The organism is Pimelobacter simplex (assembly GCF_024662235.1).
Taxonomy (GTDB): Bacteria; Actinomycetota; Actinomycetes; order Propionibacteriales; family Nocardioidaceae; genus Nocardioides.
The window spans coordinates 4518631-4533587 of sequence record NZ_CP096276.1 but is presented as its reverse complement, the minus strand read 5'-3'; the positions used below and the strand labels follow the sequence as shown (position 1 = coordinate 4533587).

At 74.8% G+C, this 14957-nt stretch carries 14 protein-coding genes; 8 read left to right on the top strand and 6 right to left on the bottom strand.

Annotated elements, in window-relative coordinates:
* Positions 1-40 precede the first annotated feature (40 nt).
* Positions 41-730 carry a TetR/AcrR family transcriptional regulator gene (locus tag M0M48_RS22250; protein WP_215812439.1) on the top strand — a complete coding sequence of 230 codons (690 nt, stop codon included), beginning with the start codon at positions 41-43 and terminating at the stop codon, positions 728-730.
* Between the two features lie 52 nt (positions 731-782).
* Positions 783-1874, top strand: coding sequence for a class I SAM-dependent methyltransferase (locus tag M0M48_RS22245; protein ID WP_257752791.1), 1092 nt, complete (start codon positions 783-785; stop codon positions 1872-1874).
* Here the strand turns inward: M0M48_RS22245 and M0M48_RS22240 are convergent.
* A complete protein-coding gene (locus M0M48_RS22240; RefSeq protein ID WP_257752790.1) occupies positions 1863-4358 on the bottom strand; it encodes an FtsX-like permease family protein in 2496 nt (831 codons plus the stop codon). The genes M0M48_RS22245 and M0M48_RS22240 overlap by 12 nt on opposite strands.
* Positions 4352-5131 carry an ABC transporter ATP-binding protein gene (locus tag M0M48_RS22235; RefSeq protein ID WP_257752789.1) on the bottom strand — a complete coding sequence of 260 codons (780 nt, stop codon included), beginning with the start codon at positions 5129-5131 and terminating at the stop codon, positions 4352-4354. The genes M0M48_RS22240 and M0M48_RS22235 overlap by 7 nt, the downstream gene beginning before the upstream one ends.
* 108 nt (positions 5132-5239) lie before the next feature.
* Here M0M48_RS22235 and M0M48_RS22230 point away from each other — a divergent pair, with 108 nt between their 5' ends.
* Together M0M48_RS22230 and M0M48_RS22225 are read left to right on the top strand one after the other, a co-directional pair.
* Positions 5240-6472, top strand: coding sequence for a sensor histidine kinase (locus M0M48_RS22230; RefSeq protein WP_257752788.1), 1233 nt, complete (start codon positions 5240-5242; stop codon positions 6470-6472).
* The gene (locus M0M48_RS22225) at positions 6460-7098 is read left to right on the top strand and encodes a response regulator (protein WP_215812444.1); all 639 of its coding nucleotides are present in this window, start codon (positions 6460-6462) and stop codon (positions 7096-7098) included. Before M0M48_RS22230 ends, M0M48_RS22225 begins: the two co-directional genes overlap by 13 nt.
* Here M0M48_RS22225 and M0M48_RS22220 read toward each other — a convergent pair.
* Positions 7083-7517, bottom strand: a complete 435-nt coding sequence (locus M0M48_RS22220) for a hypothetical protein (protein ID WP_215812445.1) — start codon at positions 7515-7517, stop codon at positions 7083-7085. The genes M0M48_RS22225 and M0M48_RS22220 overlap by 16 nt on opposite strands.
* Positions 7518-7574: 57 nt before the next feature.
* Here M0M48_RS22220 and M0M48_RS22215 point away from each other — a divergent pair, with 57 nt between their 5' ends.
* Both M0M48_RS22215 and M0M48_RS22210 read left to right on the top strand, forming a co-directional pair.
* Positions 7575-8030, top strand: a complete 456-nt coding sequence (locus tag M0M48_RS22215) for a MerR family transcriptional regulator (protein ID WP_257752787.1) — start codon at positions 7575-7577, stop codon at positions 8028-8030.
* Positions 8031-8044: 14 nt separating this feature from the next.
* Positions 8045-9100: an NAD(P)-dependent alcohol dehydrogenase gene (locus M0M48_RS22210; protein ID WP_215812447.1), complete on the top strand. Its 1056-nt coding sequence runs from the start codon at positions 8045-8047 to the stop codon at positions 9098-9100.
* Here the strand turns inward: M0M48_RS22210 and M0M48_RS22205 are convergent.
* The 3 genes from M0M48_RS22205 to M0M48_RS22195 are packed head-to-tail and all read right to left on the bottom strand — an operon-like array spanning position 9064 to position 13723.
* A complete protein-coding gene (locus tag M0M48_RS22205) occupies positions 9064-9780 on the bottom strand; it encodes a hypothetical protein (RefSeq protein ID WP_257752786.1) in 717 nt (238 codons plus the stop codon). The genes M0M48_RS22210 and M0M48_RS22205 overlap by 37 nt on opposite strands.
* 47 nt (positions 9781-9827) lie before the next feature.
* Positions 9828-11849 (bottom strand): sensor histidine kinase, encoded by a 2022-nt coding sequence (locus M0M48_RS22200; protein ID WP_257752785.1) that lies wholly within the window; start codon positions 11847-11849, stop codon positions 9828-9830.
* A complete protein-coding gene (locus tag M0M48_RS22195) occupies positions 11846-13723 on the bottom strand; it encodes a hypothetical protein (protein ID WP_257752784.1) in 1878 nt (625 codons plus the stop codon). The genes M0M48_RS22200 and M0M48_RS22195 overlap by 4 nt, the downstream gene beginning before the upstream one ends.
* A gap of 159 nt (positions 13724-13882) precedes the next feature.
* Between M0M48_RS22195 and M0M48_RS22190 the strand changes: the two genes are divergently transcribed.
* Positions 13883-14545 carry a response regulator transcription factor gene (locus tag M0M48_RS22190; protein ID WP_215812451.1) on the top strand — a complete coding sequence of 221 codons (663 nt, stop codon included), beginning with the start codon at positions 13883-13885 and terminating at the stop codon, positions 14543-14545.
* Between the two features lie 83 nt (positions 14546-14628).
* The gene (locus M0M48_RS22185) at positions 14629-14940 is read left to right on the top strand and encodes an excalibur calcium-binding domain-containing protein (protein WP_257752783.1); all 312 of its coding nucleotides are present in this window, start codon (positions 14629-14631) and stop codon (positions 14938-14940) included.
* The last annotated feature ends 17 nt before the right edge of the window (positions 14941-14957 follow it).

The following is a 14957-nucleotide window of genomic DNA, read 5'->3' as shown; positions in this document are numbered from 1 at the left end:
CGCGGTCACGCCTTTGCCGGGAGTGGGGCATGATGTGGCCGTGCCGAGCGAGCCGGAGGTCGCCGCGATCTGCGACGGGGTGTTCTTCACCCACCCGGCGCCACTCCCGCGTGGGCGCCACAACATCGCCCGCGACCAGGTGCAGGCGGCTCAGCGCGAGCGGATCATGATCGCCGTCACCGAGCTGCTCGCCGCGCGCGGGGACCGCGGGACCGGCGCGCGTGAGGTGTGCGAGCGCGCGGGGATCTCGCTGACGGCGTACTACGACCTCTTCGCGGTCCGCACCGACGCGGTGTTCGCGGCGTACGACCGGTTCATCGAGGTGCTGCTGACCCGGCTGATGTCGGTGGCCTCCCTCGACGGCACCTGGCACGGGTACGTCGAGTCGGTGATGGCGGCGTACTTCGACGCGCTCACCGCCGACCTGGTCGTCGCCCGCGCCTTCCAGGTCGAGCTCGACGGCATGGGCTGGCCGGCCCGGGAACGGCGCCGGGTCGCCCTCGGCGCGCTGGCCGAGGTGCTGCGCACCAAGCACCAGGAGTGGGACCCGACCGCGGGCGAGCGGCTGCCCGACACCGCCTACCTCGCCGGTGTGTACGGCGTGCGCCAGCTCGCCAGCGACGCCCTCGACCGCCAGCACCCCCGCCCCGACGACGACGCCGTGCGCGCCGGCCTGGAGCGGGTGCGGGCCGAGGCGATCGACTGGGTGACCCGGCTGTTCGGCGCCTGACGCCCCGCCCCTGACGCCCGCCCCCGACGCCCCCGAAGCAAGGAGAAGCGCGATGACCACCTTCGACCGCGACGCCGCGAAGGCGTTCCAGAAGCGGATGATCCGGGTGCGCGAGGACGCCGCCCTGAACCTGCTCCTCGGCATCGGCGACGAGCTCGGCCTGCTCGACGTCCTGGCCCGGACCGGTCCGGCGGACACCGCGACGCTCGCCGCGGCGGCGGGCGTGGACGAGCGCTACCTGCGCGAGTGGCTCGACGGGATCGTGGCCGGCGACGTCGCGACGTACGACCCGGCGACGGGGCACTACGCGCTGCCGGCCGAGCGGGCGGCCTGCCTGACGCCGTCCGGTGGACCGGTGAACCTCGCGCGCAGCATGAAGATGCTCACCATGCTCGCGGGCGTGGAGCCCGAGCTGCGCGAGCGGTTCCGGGACGGCGGCGGTCTGGGCTACGACCGCTTCCCGCGGTTCCACGAGCTGATGGCCGAGGACGCGGCCGCGGTCCACGACGGCGGTCTGCTCGACGTGGTCGTCCCGGCGGTCCCCGGCCTCCACGACCTGCTCACCCGCGGCGCGACCCTCGCCGACATCGGCTGCGGCGCCGGGCACGCGATCAACCTGCTCGCCCGGGCCTACCCGGCCAGCCGCTTCGTCGGCTACGACCTCGGCGCCGAGCCGATCGAGGCGGCCCGCGCCGAGGCCGCCGCCTGGGGGCTGACCAACGCGACCTTCGAGGTCCGCGACGTCGCCGAGCTCGACGAGGACGAGCGGTACGACGTCGTGACGGCCTTCGACGCGATCCACGACCAGGCCTTCCCGGACCGGGTCCTCGCCGGCATCACCGCCGCGCTGCGGCCCGGCGGCCTGCTGCTGATGGTCGACATCAAGGCCCAGTCCGGGGTGGAGCACAACCTCGCCCTGCCGTGGGTCACCTACCTCTACACGATCAGCCTGATGCACTGCATGACCGTGTCGCTGGCCGACGGCGGGGCGGGGCTGGGGACCGTGTGGGGGCGGCAGGTCGCCGTACGGATGCTCGAGGAGGCGGGGCTGTCGGACGTCGAGGTGCTGGAGATCCGCAGCGATCCGTTCAACTACTTCTACGTGGCGCGCAAGGCGGCGGAGCGGGACGCCCTACTGCCGTGACCCGATCTCGGTGATGGGCTGGGTCCGCATGGCGGCGCGGGTCGCGACGGCCAGCGACACCAGCGCCAGGGCGGACATCGCGGCGACGACGACCGCGCTGCCGGTGAGGGGCAGGGCGGGCAGCGGCCGGCCCGAGATGCCGATGCTGATCCCCACGAGTGGGGGCAGCGCGAGCGCGATGCCGAGGAGCGCCGCGATCGAGGCGACGAGGACCGACTCGAGGCGCATCATGCTCCGCACCTGACGGCGGCCGGCTCCGACGAGCTGGAGGAGGGCGAGCTCGCGCGAGCGCTCCGAGGTGGCCATGGCGAGGGTGTTGGCGACCGCGATCGCGATGTAGCCGAGGATCACGAGCAGGGCGACCAGGTTCACCCAACCCTGCTGGCGCTGGGCGTCCGCGCCGGCGGCCTCGCCGGAGCCGTCGGTCACCGGCAGCCCGAGGCGGGCGATGGCCGTGCGGGCGGCGCCGGGGTCGTCGCCGGAGACCAGCGCGAACGTGGCGAGACCGCTGGTCGTGTGCGGGCGGACGGCGGCCTCTTCCATCGTGACGCCGCCGAAGCCGAGTCCGCGCTCGTAGATCGCGACGACCCGGGCGCGCAGCGGGGCGCCGTCCCCGAAGCGACCGGTGACCTCGTCGCCGAGCCCGATCCGGAGGGTGCGCGCGGCGTCGGTGCTCAGGGCGACGCTCGCGGCGCCGTCGAGGTCGTCGAGCGTGCCCTCGCGCACCTGCAGGTCGAGCAGTCCGGTGGAGGTGCTCGGGTCGATGCCCTGGAGGACCTGCTCGCTGCGGTCGTCGGTGCCGTCGAAGGTCCGGTAGTCGAGCACGGTCTGGCTGACCGTCACGGGGGACAGGGCCGAGACCGCGGGCAGGTCGGCGACCGAGGCGAGTGCCGGCGCGGAGAGTCCGGCCGGCGCGACGACCCGCAGGTCGGCGGTGACGCCCGCCGTCGCCTGGGACGCCGCCTCGTCGGCGATGATCGCGGGCGCGCCGAGCTGGACGAGACCGAGCGTGATGCCGAGCGCGATCGGGGTGACCGCTCCGGCGAGCCGGCGGCTGTTCGCCTGTCCGTTCGCGGTGGCGAGGAAGGCGGACGGTGACGTCCGGCCCAGCAGCTCCCCCGCTGCCCGGACGGCGACCGCGACCAGCCACGGTCCGAGGACGGCCGCGCCGATGATGAGCACGAGAGCCGCACTGGCCGAGGCGGCGGCCGCGGCCTCGCCGTCGAGCCACAGCGGGACCAGCGAGAGGGCGAGCCCCGCCGCGAGGACCACGACGCCGCCGATGATCCGGGCGGTGCTCACGGTGGCGGGGCCGGTGGCGCCCTCGCGCAGGGCGTCGACGGGGTCGAGGTTCGCCGGGCGGCGTGCGGCGATGCGCGCCGCGCCCCAGGCGGTCAGGAGGACGACGACCAGCGCGGCGAGCGCCGGGACCGGGCTGTAGGCGAGAGCGAAGTCGGCCGGGATCACGTCCCCGGCGACGAACGCGCGGCGCAGCACGCCGGCGAGCAGGTAGCCGGGCCCGACGCCGAGCAGCGCCGCCACCGCGGCCACGACGAGCACCTCCTGCGCCACCAGCGCATGGATCTGCCGCGGCAGCGCGCCCACGGCGCGCAGCAGGGCGAAGTCACGGCGTCGCGACTGCACCGACAGCGAGAGCGTCCCCGAGACGATGAAGAGCGCGACGAGGAGGCAGGTGCCGGCGAAGGCGCTGCCGATCGCGACGAGCGTCGCGCGCGACGAGCCCGAGTCGAGGAACTCCGCATCACCGCGTGCCGCCCCGGTGAGCACCGTCAGGTCGGGGTGCCGGTCGCGGATCCGCGCGGCGACGTCCTCGGGGGAGCGGTCGGTGAACACGCCCAGGGTCTGCGCGGCGCCGTCGTGGGGATCCAGCTCGGCGATGCGCGACGAGGTCAGGAACACGTGGCTCGCCCGCTCCACGCCTGCCGGGGCGGACGCCACCCCCACCACCCGGTACGACGACCGGACGCCGCCGTGGGCGAGCGGGAGGTCGTCCCCGACCGCCGCCTTGCCCGCGGTCACCACGACCTCGTCGTCCCCGTCGGGTGCCCTGCCGTCGGCCAGGGTGAACGGGGTGAGCCGGGCCGCCGACCACGGGTGCGCCTCGACGACGGCGCCGTTCCGGCCGTCCACGAGCGGCACGGTGACGTCGGCGATCACGCGGGTCACGCCCGGCACGGCGGCGATCGACGCCGGGTCCGGGGCCGGTGCCCGCTCGGTGAGGCTGATCGCGAGGTCCTCGGGCACGGGCACCTTCTGCTGCCCGGTGACGACCACGTCCGCGCCGGCGTACCGCTGCGGCGCGAGTCCGCCGCGGATCCCCGACTCGACGAGCACGCCGAGCCCGGTCACCAGCACGGTGGCGACGAGGATGGCGACCGCGACGCCGGCGAAGCTCGCGCGGTGGCGGCGCAGGTCGGCGCGGACGAGGCCGCCCGGCCGGGGCCGCTCCGGGCGCGTCACCACTCACCCAGCCCGGTCAGGTACTCGGTGATCCGGGCCGGCGTCGCACCGTCGAGGTGTCCCGCGAACGCGCCGTCGGCCAGGAAGATCACCCGGTCCGCGTGGGCGGCCACGACCGGGTCGTGCGTCACCATCACCACCGTCTGGTCGAGCTCGCGCGTCGTGTGGGCGAGCAGGTCGAGCACCTGCTTGCCGGTCCGCGAGTCCAGGGCGCCGGTCGGCTCGTCGGCGAACACGACGTGCGGCCGGGTGACCAGGGCGCGGGCGATGGCGACCCGCTGCTGCTGGCCGCCGGACAGCGCGCTGGGCAGGCGGTGCCGCAGCTCGTCGAGGCCGACCGAGGCGACCAGGAAGTCGAGCCAGCCGGCGTCGATCGAGCTGCGGGCGAGCAGCAGGGGGAGCGTGATGTTCTGCTCGACGGTCAGGGCGGGCAGCAGGTTGTAGGCCTGGAAGACGAACCCGACGTGGTCGCGGCGGAAGCGCGTGCGCTGCGCGGAGCGCAGGCCGGAGATCTCGGTGCCGCCCAGGCGGACGCTGCCGCTGGTCGGGCGGTCGAGGCCGGCAGCGGCGTGCAGGAGCGTGCTCTTGCCCGAGCCGGACGGGCCCATGATCGCGGTGAACGAGCCCGGCGCCAGGGCCAGGTCGACCCCGCGGAGGGCGACGGTGGCGGAGGCGCCCGAGCCGTACTTCTTGACGACGCCGTCGAGGCGGAGGGCCTCGCCGGTGGTGGGCACAGGAGGAGCGGCGACGGTGGTCGCGCGGTCTCGTCGAATCATGCTTCCACGCTAGGAATTCCGGCCGCGCGGCAGAATCCTGCTGGCTACCGTTCCGATGGTGGAGCTGGCTCTACCGTGCCGGACGGCGAGGCCGGGCAGACTGGTCCCATGACGTCGGACCGGCTGCGCGCGTGGGCCCGCAGCTGGCGGTTCCTCGCCGTCGAGGCCGGGGCGTCCGCCGTCTCGACCCTCTTCTTCATGGCGTTCCTCCTGCTCGCCCCCCTCATGCTGCTGACCGGGGGCGTGCTCGTCCTCCCGGAGGCGGCGCGGCTGCTGCGGCGCTGGGCCGAGCGCGCCCGCACCCGGATCGGGGCGTTCCGCGGTGCGCCGATCCCCGGTCCGAGCAGCCAGGAGCCGGCGGACCGCACGATCGACGCCCGGCTCCACTTCGCGTTCTCGCGGCAGACCCGTCGCGAGCTCGGGTGGCTCGTCGTCCACGCCGTCCCCACGCTGACGGTCACGCTGGTGTGCATCACGATCCCGCTGGGCGTCGTGAGCTCGCTGCTGGTGCCGTTCTACTGGTTCCTGGTGCCGGCCGACGAGCCCGTCGTGGCGCCGTACCCGGTGACCTCGTGGGGGCTGGCCGCGACGATGCCGCTGGTCGCGGCGGCGTACGCCGTGCTCTCGTGGTTCCTGGTGCTCGCCGCGGCGCGCGGGGTCGCGGCGGTCTCGGCCCGGCTGCTGACGCCCGACCGGCGCTTCGAGCTGCGGGCCCGGGTGGACTCGCTGACCCTCAGCCGGGCGGCGGCTCTCGACGCGCACGGTGCCGAGCTCCGCCGGATCGAGCGCGACCTGCACGACGGCGCCCAGAACCGGCTGGTGAGCGTCGTGATGATGATGGGCCTCGCCGAGCGCGCCTTCGAGACCGGAGGCGACGGGCTGCCACAGCTGCGCAGCGCGCAGGAGGCGGCGACCGAGGCGCTCGCCGGGCTGCGCCGGACGGTGCACGACATCTATCCGCCGATCCTCGACGAGCTCGGCCTCGAGGGCGCCCTCGCCTCGTTGGCCGGGCGCAGCGTGGTGCCGTGCACCCTGACGGTCGACGGCATCGGCCGGGTGCCGGCGGCGCTCGAGTCCGCCAGCTACTTCCTCGTGGCCGAGGCGCTCAACAACGTGAACAAGTACAGCGCGGCGCGTGCCGTGCACGTCCGGGTCGCCGTGGACGACGCGTGGCTCGTCGTCGAGGTCGAGGACGACGGCCGCGGCGGTGCCGTGGAGCGACCGGGGGGCGGCCTCGCCGGGATGCGGCGACGGGTGGAGGCTTTCGAGGGACGGATGACCGTGGTGAGCCCCGAGGGCGGACCGACGAACGTGAGGGCGGAGCTGGCATGCGGATCGTGATCGCCGAGGACGACACCCTCCTGCGCGAGGGACTGGCCCTGCTGCTGCGCAGCGAGGGCTTCGACGTGGTCGCCGCGGTCGACAACGCGGAGGACTTCCTCGCCCACCTGGACCACGCCGACGCCGCGGTGCTCGACGTGCGGATGCCGCCGACGTACACCAGCGAGGGGCTGAAGGCGGCGGTCGAGGCGCGCGCCCGTCGTCCCGGGTTCCCGGTGCTCGTGCTGTCGGCGTACGTCGAGGACCGGTACGCCGGCGAGCTGCTCGCGCGCGGTGCCGACGGGCTCGGCTACCTGCTCAAGGAGCGCGTGGGCAAGGTGGCCGCCTTCGTCGACGCGCTGCGCCGGGTCGCCGCGGGCGGCACCGTCATGGACCCCGAGGTGATCTCGCAGCTGCTGAGCCGGCGTCGCGCCGACGACCCGGTCCAGTCGCTCACCCCGCGGGAGCGGGAGGTGCTCGGGCTGATGGCCGAGGGGCTCGACAACGGGTCGATCGCGGAGCGGCTGGTCGTCACCGAGGCCGCGGTCAGCAAGCACATCGGCAACATCTTCGCCAAGCTCGGGCTCGCCACGTCCGACAGCGGGCACCGCCGGGTGCTCGCCGTCCTGGCCTACCTGCGGTCGTAGAGCCCCTGCACCTGGGCGGGGTCGGCGTCCCGGGCGAGGGCGACGTAGTGGTCCATCACGGCCGGTCGGTAGCGCACGGGGAGCGTCTGCCCGGGAGCGAGCCGGGTGAGCTCGGTGATGGTGAGGTCCTCGTCGGCGATCCCGCGGAACGCGGTGCCGTCGGGGGTCTCCACGTCGAGCACCAGGACCACGCGGGGGCTGCCGTCGCTGCTGACCTCGCGCCAGTCGACGAGGACGCCGAGCGCGAGCGCACCCGTGCGCAGCTCCGCCTTGCGCTTGCGGGCGGCGCTGCTCAGGAGCGGGTTCGGGGCGATGCCGGGGAAGGCGGGTCCGACGCCGAGCGACTCCCGGCTCAGGTCGGGCCTGAGCCGCGCCATCAGGTCGTCGAGCTTCTTGGTCCTCTTCCGCGAGCCGAGCATCCTGCACCTTTCCCACACCTTTGACTTCAAGTACTTGAAGTTCCTAGCCTCGATGAAGTGAGTGCGCAGACCCGGAGCCGGACCTTCTCCATCAAAGAGGCCGCGGCCCTGACCGGTCTGCCGGCCAGCACGCTGCGCTACTACGAGTCGATCGGCGTGGTCGCGCCGGTGAGCCGGTCCGCGAGCAGCGGGCACCGGGTCTACACCGAGGACGACCTCGACCTGCTGACCTGGGTGGCGTGCCTCAGCGCGACCGGCATGGCGGTGAGTGACATGCGCCAGTACGTCGCCAACGCCGCCGCCGGTGCGACGGCCGCCGAGCAGCAGATCGGGCTGCTCACGGCGCAGCGGGAGCGGTTGGCCCGCGAGGCCGAGCTGCTCGCCGTACGGCGGCGCTACGTCGAGCTCAAGATCGACGTCTGGCAGGCCGTGGCCGACGGTGACGACGCCCGCGCGTCGGAGCAGTCGGAGCGCGCCCGCGCACTCGCTGACGAGCTCAAGAGAACCAAGTGACGAGGAGATCTCCCATGACCTACGACCGCACCCGCGTTGCCGCCTGGGCCGCTCCCGAGAGCGGTGCGCCGCTCGCCCCGCTGACGATCGAGCGCCGCGCGGTCGGCGCGAACGACGTGCTCATCGCCATCGAGTACGCCGGCATCTGCCACTCCGACATCCACACCGTCCGCGGTGACTGGGGGCCGCAGCCGTTCCCCGTCGTCCCCGGCCACGAGATCGTCGGCGTCGTCACCGAGATCGGCGCGGACGTCACCAACCACCAGGTCGGCGACCGGGTGGGCGTCGGCTGCTTCGTCCGCTCGTGCCGGGAGTGCGTCAACTGCCGCAACGGCGACGAGCAGTTCTGCCTCAAGGGCGGCGTCGGCACCTACGCCGTCACCGACCGCGACGGCACCACCACCCAGGGCGGCTACTCGACGCACGTCGTCGTCGACGCGCATTTCGTGCTCTCCGTGCCCGAGGGGATCGACCCGGCCGCGGCCGCTCCGCTGCTCTGCGCCGGCATCACGACGTACTCGCCGCTGAAGAGGTGGGGCGCCGGTCCCGGCAAGAAGGTCGCCATCGTCGGCCTCGGCGGGCTCGGGCACATGGGCGTCAAGATCGCCCACGCGCTGGGCGCCGAGGTCACCGTGCTCTCGCAGTCGCTCAAGAAGCAGGAGGACGCCGAGCGGCTCGGCGCCGACCACTACCACGCGACCTCCGACCCGGCGACCTTCCAGGTGCTCGCCGGGAAGTTCGACCTCATCGTCAACACGGTGAGCGCGAGCCTCGACGTCAACGCCTACCTGCGGCTGCTCGCCGTCGACGGCGCCTTCGTCAACGTGGGGGCGCCGCCGAAGCCGTTCAGCGTCGAGGCGATGGCCCTCATCTACGGACGGCACTCGTTCGCCGGGTCGATGATCGGCGGCATCGCCGAGACCCAGGAGATGCTCGACTTCTGCGCCGAGCACGGCATCGGCGCGGACATCGAGGTCATCGCGGCGGACCGGGTCAACGAGGCGTACGAGCGGGTGCTGGCCTCCGACGTGCGCTACCGGTTCGTGATCGACGCCGCGACGATCGGCTGAGCTGAGGTCAGCTGGCGACGGTCGCTCGCCGCGAACCCGAAGGCCGTCACCAGCAGCCACAGCGCGCCCGGCAGGGCGGCGAGGTACTGCAGCGGCGACAGGGCGATCAGCACGACCAGGCCCCCGAGGACGAAGCCCACGCCCCCCACCCACCGCGGTACGACGCCCGCCCGCGAGGCGACCCCGACCGCGAGGCCGGCGAGCCCTCCGCCCGCCCACAGCCAGGGGATCGTGGCGATCCAGTGCGAGTAGGTGCTGGCGTCCTCGGGGAGGTTGACCGCCTTGTCGCCGATGCCGAAGAGGAACTCGGTGTCGAGCCCGCTGCCCAGCAGCTGGGCCGCGGCGACGAGCAGCAGGCCGGCGAAGGCGACGTCGGGAGCGAGTGCCTGGGGTGCGTGGCTGGACCGGATCCGGCGGCGCAGCCCGGCCGCGAAGACGACGAGCAGCAGGGCGGCGGCGACGGTCGTGACGTGGAAGGCGACGAGGAGGGGCCGCTTGTCCTCGAGCCCGGCCTCGATGAGGGCGGGCGTGACGATGCTGCCCTCCTCGTAGGGCCGGGAGAGCGCCAGCGACAGGAGCACGCTGGCGAGCGAGGCGACCCCGGCGAGGACGCCGGCGGCGGCCCAGTGCCGGGTGGTGCGGGGCGGGGCGGTGGTGGCGGCGGACAGTGAGATCGACATGCTGCCGAGGCTCGCGGTCCCGGCGTCCCGGTGGGCAGGGCGCGGGATCACCTTCGTGTGGGCGCCTCCTTCCGGGTCAGTCGTACGACGACGAGCGTGCCGCCGTCCGCGGGGGCGGTGACCCAGCACTCCAGGCCGGCCTCGGCCGCCCACTCGTGCATCGAGGAGAGCCCGACGCCCTCGGGCCCGGTGCGGTCGATGCCCCGGCCGTCGTCCTGGACCCGCAGCACCTCGCCCGGTACGGCGCCCAGCGCGACGGTCACCGCGGACGCGTCGGCGTGCCGGACCGCGTTGTGCACGGCCTCGGAGGCGATCCGGTGCACGATGCCGGCGCGGTGAGGATCGAGGAAGATCTCGCCGCTGGTGTCGAGGTCCAGGCGCGGTCCGGCGCCCTCGAACGACGTCACGAGCTGGTCGAGCGCGCGGCCCAGGTCGCGCACCGGAGCGGGTCCGCCGACGGCGAGGTTGGCCAGCGTCGCGGCCTGGGTGTCGAGGAGCTCCTGGACCCGCGCGACCGCGGCGACGGCGCCGGGCCGGTCGCCGCGGGCGAGCAGGTTGGCGGCGGCCGCGACCGAGAAGGCGGCGCCGGACAGCGCCGGTCCGAGGCCGTCGTGCAGCTCGCGGCGCAGTGCCCGCCGCTCGGCGTGGCGGGCGTCGGCGGCCAGCGCGCGGGCGGTGTCGAGCGCGGTCGCCGCGGCGGCGAGCCGGACCACGGCGCCGATGACGGGCGTGAGGTCCCCGATCGCCTCCCGGGTACGACGGCCGATCGGCAGCCCCCCGGCCGGACCGGTCACCACGAGCAGCGCGTCGTCGTCCGCGTCGAGGGAGAACGACACCACCGGCTCCGGTACGTCGGCCGCGGGCGCCGGCCCGATGTGGACCGAGCCCAGCCGCAGCGTCGTGCGCAGCGCGGCCGCGAGCGCGCGGACGCCGTCGTCGCCCGTCGCGATCTCGCCGACCTGGGCACCGAGGTCGGCGACTAGCCGCTCGGGGGCACCGGCCTCGCCGTAGACGAGGCGGTCGACCCGGTGCTGGATGACGTTGTGGGCGGGCAGCAGCGCGACGGCGATGACCGCCGCGGTGGTGAATCCGGCGGCGGCGCTGGCCTCGCCGGCGTACTCGAGGACGGTGACGGTGACGTAGTAGGCGCCCGCCGCGAGCACCGCGACGATGCTCGTCGTGAGCACCGTGCTGACCGCGACGTCGACGCCGCGCAGCCGGTGCTGGAGGCCCATCACGAGGATCGCGGAGGGATAGAAGATCTGCCCGATGATCGGCGCGATCGTGGCGAACGCCCACAGCGGCGCGGCGAGCTGGAGCGACGCGGGCAGCACCGTGACGAGGTACGACGCGGTGAGGAAGACGTGCCCCACGAGCAGCCAGCGCACGGGGGAGCGCTCGTCCGGCGTGGCCGCGCGCAGCCGCCGGACCATCACCACGATCACCGCCAGCGACGAGGAGAGCGCGACGGCGGCCGTGACGGCGTAGATGTCCTGCGCCGCCGTCTGGTACGACGGCCAGTCCGGCGCGAGGGGATTGCGGAGCATCCCGGGGCTCTGGTGGGTGAGCGAGGTCAGCGTCGCGATCGCCGTCGCCACCGCGACCACCGGCACCAGCACCCGGCGCAGCACACGGGCCGGCTCCGGGAGCAGGAGAACCGGGACGATCGCGGTGAGGAAGGTGCCCGGGACGAAGCCCCAGCCGCCGGCGTACGCGAGGAAGCCGCCGCCGGGCAGGCCCGGGCGGTCCGCGGCGAGCAGTCCGTACTGGACGCCGAAGGCGGCGAGGCCCGAGCCGACCGCATGCACGGCCATCACCACGGCGACCGGCTGCGGGCGGCGCAGGAGCAGGACGGCGGCGAGCGGCGCGTAGACGAAGGCGACCGTCACGCCGATGTCGTCGAAGTGCGCCTGCGCCTCCGGGGGCGAGGACGCGAGGAAGGTGCCCGGCACCGGCGCGGCCGGGAGCTGGAACGCCCACGCGATTGCCACGGAGCCGCCCGCGAGCCCCCATGACGTGACGACGACGAGCACCGCGGCGACCCAACGCCAGACGGGCGGGCGGCTCACCGGGGCTCGCTCCGGGCGAGGTGGAGCGTGGTGCCGTCGTCCGGTCCGACGTGGCCGTAGCCGGCGTCGGAGGCCCGCTCGAGCAGCGCCGCGCGCAGGGAGGTGGTCCGGTCGGCGTCGCCGAGCAGCCGCAGCGTCCAGCGGTCCGGCGCCACGACGGCGACCTCGACGCGCTCGATCCCGCCGTCGCGCCGGGCGCGCAGGACCGCCTCGGCGACGAGGTGGTAGACGACCTCGGGTCGCTCGGGCGGGTGCGCGACGTCGGCCCGCAGCACCGGTATGTCGAACCGCGCGGCCAGCTCGCCGAGGGCGCCCGGGAGGTCGCCGGCGTCGAGCGATCCGGGGAGCAGCGTGCGGGCGAGGTCGCGCACGTGGGTGGTGGCCGCGCGCAGCGCCGTACCGGCGCGGGCGAGCTCGTCGGCCGGGTCGGCCCCGGCGGCGACGCCGCCGAGGTCGTCGCGGATGCGGACCAGCATGGGCTCGACGGTCGCCTCGATCTCGGTACGGGCCAGGTGCCGCTCGCTGGCGGCGATCTCGCTCGCCCGGCGCCGGGCCTCGAGCAGGTCGTCGTTGACCTCCGCGAGCCGCACGGCGACCGTCAGCACGCCACCGATCCGGCGCAGCGCGGCGAGGGTGCGCATCTCGACGTCGCGGCCCCACTCCGCGGACATCTCGACCTCGCCGCACGGGCCGTCGGCGGCGACGAGCTCGAGCGAGACCGACGTCGCCGGGTCGACCGTGCCGGCGACGACCGCCGGACCACCCGGTGCGGCCGACCGGATCGCGACCCCGCCGAGCCGCAGCGAGCGGCGCAGCGCCTCGGCCAGGGCGTCCAGGGAACCGGCGTCCTCGGCCCCGGCGGCCACCTCCTCGCTCACCTTGCGCAGCAGCGCGCTCGGGTCGGCGGAGCCGCCGTACAGGAGCTGGTCGACCGCGCGCTGCACCCAGCGGCGGGTCGGGCCCACCCCGACGGCGAGGACGACGACCGCGATCATGCCGCCGCTCGTCGGGGTGAGCGGGGCGACCTTGGCGGCGAGGGCCGCCACGGCGCCGTACGCCACGAGGAGGGCGGCGATGAGGAGGACCCACACGGTGACCCGGGCGAGGGCCGGCGCGACCGCGGCACTCTCGCCGGTCAGCGCGGTGAGCAGGAAGGCCGCCGCCGCGAACGTCACCGCGGCCGGCAGGAAGGTGGCCGCGAAGGTCGCACTGGTGGACGTCGTACCGCTCGCGTCGTCGACGACATAGGCACCCACGGCGCACACCAGCACCGCCGCATGGGCGAGCGCCAGCCACACCGCGATCTGCCGCTCGGGAGCGCGCCGCCGCCGCGCCACCACCACGACGATCACCGCCGACGCGACCCCGAGAGCCAGCCACAGCGCCCACAGCACGATGTCGAGCGGGATGTCGCGCTGCAGCCGCATCTCGGCCGTGGTCGTCGCGGTCACCCCGGCCGCGACCACCGCGCCGGCCGCCAGCAACGCGCGCGACCCGGTGAGCACGGCGGCGCTCAGCACGCACGCGATCGTCAGCCCGCCCGGCATCCAGGCGACCTCGAGCAGGTCGAGCCACAGCCCGCCCTCGCCCGCCATGGCGCGGCTCCGCAGCCCCGCGGCGAGCGTCGAGGCGCCGGCGCCCACGGCGGCCACCGCGAAGGTCGGTACGACGAGCGGCCCGCCCCCGCCCCGGAACGCCGGCCCGGGTGCCGCCGCGAGCAGCGCGGCGGCGCCACCGAAGGCGAGGGCGACGCTGAAGGTGCCGACCGCCTCCAGGCTCTCCGGGGCGCCGTACGAGAGGAGGAGACCAGGACCCGCGGGCCCCCACGAGAGGAGCAGGACGAGGGTGGCGCGCACGGTCGTCGCGGTGCCCATCTGCCCTCCTGTGCGCTGGTTCTGCGGTAGCGGTGACCGGCAGTGTGCCGCAGTCCGGACGCCCGGACCAGCGCCCGTGCGACCCGGGACGAGACGGCCCGGAGAGCCGGGACGCAGGGCCCTGGAACCCGGGCCGCGTGACCTCCTAGCGTCGGCCAGATGAGTGCCGTGCGGGTCTTCGTCGTCGACGACCACCCGGTCTTCGCGCACGGCATGGTCAACTTCCTCGCCTCGATCGACGACTTCGAGGTCGCCGGTTGCGCGGGCACCGAGGACGAGGCCGTCGCCGGGGTGCTGGGCGCCCGGCCGGACGTCGTACTGATGGACCTGGACCTGGGCGAGGGCACCGGCATCGAGGCCACCCGCCGCATCGCCCGCGACGCCCCCGACATCGGCGTCCTCGTCGTCACCATGCTCGGCGACGACGACTCGCTCTTCGCCGCCCTGCGTGCCGGCGCCCGCGGCTACATGCTCAAGAGTGCCCTTCCGCACGAGATCGAGCGCGGCCTGCGCGCCGTCGCCTCGGGCGACGTCCTGCTCGCCTCCGAGATCGGCCGCCGCGCCGTCGACCTCCTCTCCGGCGCCCGTACGACGGGCCCGGTCGTCTTCCCCGAGCTCACCCACCGCGAGCGCGAGGTGCTCGACCTGGTCGCCCGCGGCTACGACAACTACGCCATCGCGCGCCGGCTCGTGCTCTCGCCCAAGACCGTGCGGAACTACCTGTCGGGCGTCGTGACCAAGCTCGCCGTACCGGATCGGGGGGCGTTGATCGTGCGGGCGCGGGAGGCGGGTTTGGGGAGCGACGACCGGGACGCCTCGTAGGGGAGTGCGGTGTTTCCGGACGGGCGTCCGGAGTTGTCGCGAACGGCCCCGAGCCGGGCCGCCGGGCGGCCACGATCACGGCCGTGGCCAAGACGAAGAGCACGACCAGGACCAACGCCAGGACCAACACCGACGAGCCCCGGCCGACCCCGAAGGAGCGGTCCGTCGACGCGGCGTGGTCGATCGGCACCAACGTGGTGAGCGGCCTGCTGATCGCGGTCACCGTGTGGGGAGTGGGGCAGGTGACCGGGGTGAACGACCGGATCTTCGCCGACCGGGACTGCACCGACTTCACCAGCCAGGCGGACGCCCAGCGCCTCCTCGACGCGGACCCGACCGACCCGCACCGCCTCGACCTCGACGGGGACGGCGAGGCGTGCGAGAGCCTCCCGTGACCCTCGTGCCCTCCCGT

Excerpts from the sequence above, each read along its gene's own strand:
- M0M48_RS22245 (WP_257752791.1), top strand. The coding sequence starts at position 783 with ATGACCACCTTCGACCGCGACGCCGCGAAGGCGTTCCAGAAGCGGATG.
- M0M48_RS22235 (WP_257752789.1), bottom strand. The coding sequence starts at position 5,131 with ATGATTCGACGAGACCGCGCGACCACCGTCGCCGCTCCTCCTGTGCCC.
- M0M48_RS22230 (WP_257752788.1), top strand. The coding sequence starts at position 5,240 with ATGACGTCGGACCGGCTGCGCGCGTGGGCCCGCAGCTGGCGGTTCCTC.
- M0M48_RS22225 (WP_215812444.1), top strand. The coding sequence starts at position 6,460 with ATGCGGATCGTGATCGCCGAGGACGACACCCTCCTGCGCGAGGGACTG.
- M0M48_RS22220 (WP_215812445.1), bottom strand. The coding sequence starts at position 7,517 with ATGCTCGGCTCGCGGAAGAGGACCAAGAAGCTCGACGACCTGATGGCG.
- M0M48_RS22210 (WP_215812447.1), top strand. The coding sequence starts at position 8,045 with ATGACCTACGACCGCACCCGCGTTGCCGCCTGGGCCGCTCCCGAGAGC.
- M0M48_RS22205 (WP_257752786.1), bottom strand. The coding sequence starts at position 9,780 with ATGTCGATCTCACTGTCCGCCGCCACCACCGCCCCGCCCCGCACCACC.
- M0M48_RS22195 (WP_257752784.1), bottom strand. The coding sequence starts at position 13,723 with ATGGGCACCGCGACGACCGTGCGCGCCACCCTCGTCCTGCTCCTCTCG.
- M0M48_RS22190 (WP_215812451.1), top strand. The coding sequence starts at position 13,883 with ATGAGTGCCGTGCGGGTCTTCGTCGTCGACGACCACCCGGTCTTCGCG.